The 6656-nt window shown below is 65.5% G+C and carries 5 protein-coding genes; 4 read left to right on the top strand and 1 reads right to left on the bottom strand.

The window, feature by feature from the left end; translation table 11 throughout:
- The first annotated feature begins 163 nt into the window (after positions 1–163).
- Both AC1RTA_RS16095 and AC1RTA_RS16100 read left to right on the top strand, forming a co-directional pair.
- Positions 164–616 (top strand): ankyrin repeat domain-containing protein, encoded by a 453-nt coding sequence (locus AC1RTA_RS16095; RefSeq protein WP_492785312.1) that lies wholly within the window; start codon positions 164–166, stop codon positions 614–616.
- A 145-nt stretch (positions 617–761) separates the two neighbouring features.
- Positions 762–1694 (top strand): hypothetical protein, encoded by a 933-nt coding sequence (locus AC1RTA_RS16100; RefSeq protein ID WP_492785313.1) that lies wholly within the window; start codon positions 762–764, stop codon positions 1692–1694.
- Between the two features lie 397 nt (positions 1695–2091).
- Here the strand turns inward: AC1RTA_RS16100 and AC1RTA_RS16105 are convergent, their stop codons facing one another.
- A complete protein-coding gene (locus AC1RTA_RS16105) occupies positions 2092–2964 on the bottom strand; it encodes a LysR family transcriptional regulator (protein ID WP_492785314.1) in 873 nt (290 codons plus the stop codon).
- Between the two features lie 134 nt (positions 2965–3098).
- On the opposite strand from AC1RTA_RS16105, the gene AC1RTA_RS16110 reads away from it, so the two are divergent.
- Together AC1RTA_RS16110 and AC1RTA_RS16115 are read left to right on the top strand one after the other, a co-directional pair.
- Positions 3099–4304 carry an MFS transporter gene (locus AC1RTA_RS16110; RefSeq protein WP_492785315.1) on the top strand — a complete coding sequence of 402 codons (1206 nt, stop codon included), beginning with the start codon at positions 3099–3101 and terminating at the stop codon, positions 4302–4304.
- 64 nt (positions 4305–4368) lie between these two features.
- The coding region (locus tag AC1RTA_RS16115) for a cation-translocating P-type ATPase (protein ID WP_492785316.1) at positions 4369–6656 on the top strand (2288 nt) is incomplete at its 3' end.

Consider the following 6656-nt stretch of genomic DNA (forward strand, 5'->3'; position numbering starts at 1 on the left):
TTGAGGCTGTCCGGTTTCACGGATTTTTAGTGGGGCCAGTAAACGGAAGGTTTGCTGAATCCGTTGCGGGCCAATCGATTCGGCTGTCCGGTGTTCCAGGATATTGGACAGCCCCGTTTTTATTGGACGTTTTTGTCGTCTACTACTAGTTAGGGCCACATAAATGACACGCCTTCTAGTGTTCATCGTCTGTGTAATGTCGCTCACATCTGTCGCCTTTGCAGGTAGTCGGCATGACAAGATGCATGAGGCAATTCAAAGAAACGATATTGCGGCGGTAAGCGACTTACTTAAGGCACCGGGAGGCGCCAATCAACGCAAAGACACAAGAGCATCGCCCACGTTTCTTACACAAGCCGCCCGCCTCGGGCACGCTGAAATCGTCCAAATGCTCATCTCTGCAGGGGCGGACGTCAATGCTCCCGACGGTGACAATATGTCGCCACTAATGCATGCCGCTCAAAAAGGCCACATCACCATCGTTGAACTTCTACTCAAGTCGGGGGCGGAGGTTAATGAGTTCAATAAATGGGGCGAGTCCCCGCTAGTTCTCGCGCAGCAGGGAAAGCATTCCGCAATCGTTTCATTGCTCAAGAGGGCTGGGGCAAAGGAATGAGAATTTTTGCAGATCAACGGCTTCGCCCTAACCATCCGGTCAAGCGGACCTGCCGAACGCCCGCCTTGGTGGTCCTGTTGTCACCTCGCGCGGCAGTCCGCTTACCTCCACCGTTAGATTTCAACCTCAGCCCCGAAGGCGCCTGATGGAATACAACGAACTCGATCAAAAAAACAAATATTACGCGAACGGGAAGATTGCACAGTTCATCGACGCCTATATCAGACAACACAAAGTCTGGACGCCAGAACAAATGCTCGAATCCTTCGTTGAGAAACTTGAAGCCATTCTGAAAAGCGGCGAATTTAACCGCCATTACGAGGGCGGGAAAGAAGTATGGACTTCCGAAATCGCGGACAGTTGGTTGATATCGGCTAGCGGGAAGGCATTTGCACTCGGGCGTATGGAGAAGAAATACGAGAAAGACAAACCGGTTGCCCGTGCAAACTCACCGATCGTAGAGCGCGTCCGACTTGGATATAGATGGAACGAGTCCAAGTTTTTTGACATTGCCTATGGGCTTAAGCACGGCTTCAATTTTGTAGAAACGGAAGAACTGAAGAAATACCCGCATCGACCGTGGGTGGTTGACCATGTTGACCAGCAGCTCCAAGACTTATACGAGACCAACCTTCCATCGGTACTCGAGGCTCTTAGCACCAGCCCAATAGAAAAGATGTTCTACGAGCATTGGGTGAACAACTTCTACAACAGCGGGGAGAGCCCAGCTCTGATCCCAGAGGTCTGTGGATTTAGGGCAAAGTTCTATTACCATGAGTACAAGGGGCTCGCGTATGCCGAATATAAAGACTTGCCACCAGTCGACGACCCCGCGAACGTCAAGACCAAGAATTTCAGATTCGATTTCTTCGTTTCAAACACCAAGAAACGGAAGGCAGCCTTTATAGAGCTTGACGGCCACGAAAGCCATAAGACCAAGCCGCAAAGAATCATCGACAGCATAAAGAGAAATACGGCAGCCAGTTTAGGAATTCCGGTCGTAGTCTTCACGGGCACTCAGCTACATGCAGATCTTGCTGCATGTTTTGACTCAATTGACGACTTGCTGTCGCAATGAAATCTAACCCTGCGGTCCGCCGAAAGCTGTGCGATAAAGCCGCGCAGCGCCGGAGACCTCCTCGTTGCACATCCGCTTTCCCCAGGCAATTACCGTTTTGGATCAATAGCAGAATTAGGAGAGTGCCGATCCCCGCCCTGTGCGGCGCCAAACCGGCTCGCCTTCTTGTTGGTTACTTATTCTTGGCGAGACAAGAACAAGTAACCCGCGCGTCAGGCGCGGAACACAGCGGTCAATCAGCCCACTACGCCTGATGATTCAGGCTGGCAAACGCGCACGCGCAATCCCAGCAACAACAACGCCGCATCCCAACAGCGACGCCCCTCTCCGCCATGCCATGGCCGAATGGTCCGTCCCTCCTGCCTCCCAGACCGGGATGCCCTGAGCGTCCCGCCGCTCACTCCAACGCCTGCTGCACCAGCCCGAGGAAGGCGAGGGCGGCGGGGGTGGGGTGGCGACCCCAGGCGAAGTAGACCCGGCGGCGGGGCGCGGCCTGGACCGGGATGGTGACCAGCCCCGGGTAGTGGGCGGCCGTGGCCAGGGGCACCAGGGCGATGCCGACGTTTTGCCGCACCAGGGCCTCCAGCCATTCCACGTGATTGACCTCCACCGTCACCCGGCGCTCGATGGCGGCGGCTTGGAAGGCGGCGTCGGTCTGTTGCCGGGGGCCGGTGCCGGCCTGGTAGTCCACCAGGGTTTGCCGGGCCAGTTCGGCCAGGCTCAGGCGCTTGCGAGTGGCCAGAGCGTGGTCCGGGTGGAGCAGAGCCACCAGGGGCTCTTCGCTGAGGAGGCGGGCGTCCACCCCGGCCACCGGCTCGCCGGGCCAGACGCCGATGAAGGCGGCGTCGGTTTCCTGCTGCCGCAGTTCTTCCAGCAGGCGGTCGCTCATGCCGGTGTGCAGGCGGATGTCCACCTGGGGGTGGCGGCAGTGGAATTCGGCGAGGAGGGCGGGCAGGTTCACCACGGTGAGGGTGGAGATGGTGCCCAGGGTCAGGGTGCCCCGGATCTCGCCGGTGGCGGCGGCCATTTCGTCTCCCAGGCGACGGGCGGCTTCCTGCACCTGGCGGGCGTGGGTGAGAAAGGTGCGGCCGGCCGGGGTCAGGGCCACCCGACGGGAGGTGCGCTCGAAGAGGCGGGCTCCCAGCTGCTCCTCCAGGCGGGAGATCTGGTGGCTGAGAGCGGATTGCACCGTGTGGCAGCGCTCGGCGGCCCGGGTGAAGCTGCCGGTTTCGGCCACCGCCACGGCATAGTCGATCTGGCGCAGGTTCATGGCGATCAATCTGAAAAATGGATTGGTTGGATGATAACAATGCATTGGCGTCATTGATCCGCCATTCCCATACTGGCGCCACATAACGCCGCTCCGGCCGGGACCGGGGCGCCCACCTTTCCCTGGAGATTGCCGTGTCCTCTGTTGCCGCCGTTCCTGCCACCCCGGGCCTGACGCCCGGCCTGGTGCCCATCATGTCCGTCGCCACCGGCCTGGCCGTGGCCGGCAACTACTACGCCCAGCCCCTGCTGCCGGCCATCGCCCGGGAGATGGGGCTGTCCGCCGCCGGGGCCGGGGCCATCGTCACCACGGCCCAGCTGGGCTATGCCCTGGGCCTGCTGCTGATCGTGCCCCTGGGTGACCTGCTGGAGCGGCGCCGCCTGATCGTGGTGATGACCCTGCTGGCGGCGGCGGGCCTGCTGGTCACCGCCCTGTCGCCTTCCATGGCCGGCGTCTTCGTCGGCACCGCCCTGGCCGGCCTGTTCTCCGTGGTGGCCCAGGTGCTGGTGCCCCTGGCGGCGACCCTGGCGGCGCCGGCCCAGCGCGGCAAGGTGGTTGGCACGGTGATGAGCGGCCTGCTGCTGGGCATCCTGCTGGCCCGTACCGTGGCCGGGGCCCTGGCCACCCTGGGCGGCTGGCGCACGGTCTATTGGGTCGGCGCCGCGGCCATGGCCCTGGCGGCCCTGGTGCTGGCCCGGCGCCTGCCCCGCTACCAGCACAGCGTCGGCCTCAGCTACCCGCGGCTACTGCTGTCGGTGCTCGGCCTCTTCCGGGAGGAGCCGAGCCTGCGCCTGCGGGCCTTCCTCGGCGCCGCCGCCTTCGCCGCCTTCAGCGTGTTGTGGACTTCCATGGCCTTCCTCCTGGCCGGCCCCGCCTACGGCTTTTCCGAAGTCACCATCGGCCTCTTCGGCCTGGCCGGCGCCGCCGGCGCCCTGGCCGCCTCCGCCGTCGGCCATCTGGCGGACCGGGGCCACGGCGACCGGGCCACCACCCTGGGCTGGTGGCTGCTGCTGCTCTCCTGGGGCGCCCTCTATTTCGCGCCCCTGTCCCTGGTGGCCCTGATCCTCGGCGTGCTAGCCCTGGACCTGGCGGTGCAGGGCGTGCACGTGAGCAACCAGGGCGCCATCTACCGCATCCGGCCCGAGGCCCGCAACCGGCTGACGGCGGCCTACATGACCTGCTATTTCATCGGCGGCGCCGCCGGCTCCCTGGTCTCCGCCGCCGCCTACGGCGCTGCCGGCTGGAGCGGCGTCTGCCTCTGCGGCGGCATCGTCAGCCTGGCCGGGCTGGCCGCTTGGCTGGGCGGCAGCCGTTTGCACAAGGCCGTGTCGGGAGCCTGACGTACTCCACCGGAAAGGGGAAAGGGCGGACAATAAGGCTGTCGTCATTGCCTTCTCGCCCACCATGCCCCGTCCCGCCGCTTCCTCCCCCGTCTGGCACCATCTCTCCGGCGACGCCGTTGCCGAGCACTGGCAGACCTCCTGCGCCGAAGGGCTGTCGGAGGCCGAGGTGGAATGCCGCCGCCAGACCCACGGCGAGAACCGGCTGACGCCCAAGCCGGGCAAGGGTCCCCTGTTGCGCTTCGCCCTGCAGTTCGCCCAGCCCCTGGTGCTGGTGCTGCTGCTGGCCGGGGCCGTCACCGCCTTTCTCGGCGAGTGGGTGGATTCGGGAGTCATCTTCGGCGTCACCCTGATCAACGCCATCATCGGCTTCATCCAGGAAGGCAAGGCGGAGAGCGCCCTGGCGGCCCTGGCCCGTTCCGTCGCCAGCGAGGTGACGGTGCTGCGGGAAGGGGAGAAGAAGCGCCTGCCCTCCCGCGCCCTGGTGCCCGGCGACGTGGTGCTGCTGGCTGCCGGCGACAAGGTGCCGGCAGACCTGCGCCTGTTCCGGGCCAAGGAGATGAAGGCCATGGAGGCGGCCCTCACCGGCGAATCCACGGCCAGCGACAAGCACGCCGAGACCCTGCCGCCGGAAACCCTGCTGGCGGACCGGGGCAACATGGCCTACGCCGGCACCATGGTGGTGAGCGGTCAGGGAGCCGGCATCACCATCGCCACCGGCGACGCCACCGAGACCGGACGCATCTCCAAGCTGATGGGCGAGACGCCGGACCTGATGACGCCCCTCACCCGCAAGATGGCGGCCTTTTCCAACTGGCTGCTGATGGCCATCGGTGCCCTGGCCCTGTTCACCTTTGCCGTCGGCCTGTGGCGCGGCGAATCCCCTTTCGAGATGTTCATGGCGGCGGTGGCCCTGGCCGTGGGCGCCATTCCCGAAGGCCTGCCGGCGGCCATGACCATCACCCTGGCCATCGGCGTCTCGCGCATGGCCAAGCGCCGCGCCATCATCCGCAAGCTGCCGGCGGTGGAAACCCTGGGCAGCACCACGGTGATCTGCTCCGACAAGACCGGCACCCTCACCGAGAACCAGATGACGGTGCGGGAAGTGGTGGCCGGCGGCATCGCCTACCCGGTGAGCGGCAACGGCTACGCCCCGGAAGGGGAGATCGGCGGCCGCCGCCTGGGCAACGAGGCGCCGCCGGAGCCGGCCCTGCGGGAAACCCTGCTGGCCGCCGCCTTGTGCAATGACGCCGGCCTCTTCAAGGAGGGGCGCCACTGGCAGATCAGCGGCGACCCGACGGAGGCTGCCCTGCTGGTGGCGGCGCGCAAGGCCGGGCTGGACGAACACACCCTGCTTTCCCTCTATCCGCGCCAGGACGAACTGCCCTTCGACTCGGCCCGCCAGTACATGGCCACCCTGCACCGGGGCGACGGCGGCCTGGTGGTCTATGCCAAGGGCGCCCTGGAAAAGCTGCTGCCCCACTGCCGCCGCCGCTGCAATGCGGAAGGCCAGCCGGTGCCCCTGACCGCGGCCGACGCCGCCGCCATCGAGCGCCAGGCCCGGGAGATGGCGGCCCGGGGCCTGCGGGTGCTGGCCGTGGCCCGCCGCGGCTGGGCGGCCGAGGCCGTGCTGGAGGCCGACTCCCTGATCGCCGGCGAGGGCCTGGACTACCTGGGCCTGATCGGCATGATGGACCCGCCCCGGGCCCAGGCCGTGGCGGCGGTGAAGGCCTGCCGCAACGCCGGCATCCGGGTCAAGATGATCACCGGCGACCATGCCGTCACCGCCCTGGCCATCGCCCGCCAGATCGGCATCGCCGCCGAGGGCGAGCAGGCCCTCTCCGGCGGCGAACTGGCGGCCCTGGACGATGCCGGGCTGCAGGCGGCGGTGCAGCAGATCAACGTCTTCGCCCGGGTCGAGCCGGAACAGAAGCTGCGCCTGGTGCGGGCCCTGCAGGCCCAGGGCCAGGTGGTGGCCATGACCGGCGACGGGGTGAACGACGCCCCGGCCCTGAAGCAGGCCAATATCGGCATCGCCATGGGCATCACCGGCACCGAGGTGGCCAAGGAGGCCGCCGCCATGGTCCTCACCGACGACAACTTCGCCGCCATCGAGGCGGCGGTGGAGGAGGGCAGGGGCGTCTTCGACAATCTGGTGAAGTTCATCACCTGGACCCTGCCCACCAATTTCGGCGAAGGACTGGTCATCGTCGCCGCCATCGTTGCCGGCGCCACCCTGCCCATCACGCCCCTGCAGATCCTGTGGATCAACATGACCACGGCCGTGTTCCTCGGCCTCATGCTGGCCTTCGAACCCATCGAGAAGGGCGTCATGGCCCGCCCGCCCCGGGC

The sequence above is a fragment of the Azospira sp. MPR-E4 genome (assembly GCF_058809645.1).

Bases quoted from the DNA above. Each gene is read 5' to 3' on its own strand.
- AC1RTA_RS16095 (WP_492785312.1), top strand. From the start codon at position 164: ATGACACGCCTTCTAGTGTTCATCGTCTGTGTAATGTCGCTCACATCT.
- AC1RTA_RS16100 (WP_492785313.1), top strand. From the start codon at position 762: ATGGAATACAACGAACTCGATCAAAAAAACAAATATTACGCGAACGGG.
- AC1RTA_RS16105 (WP_492785314.1), bottom strand. From the start codon at position 2,964: ATGAACCTGCGCCAGATCGACTATGCCGTGGCGGTGGCCGAAACCGGC.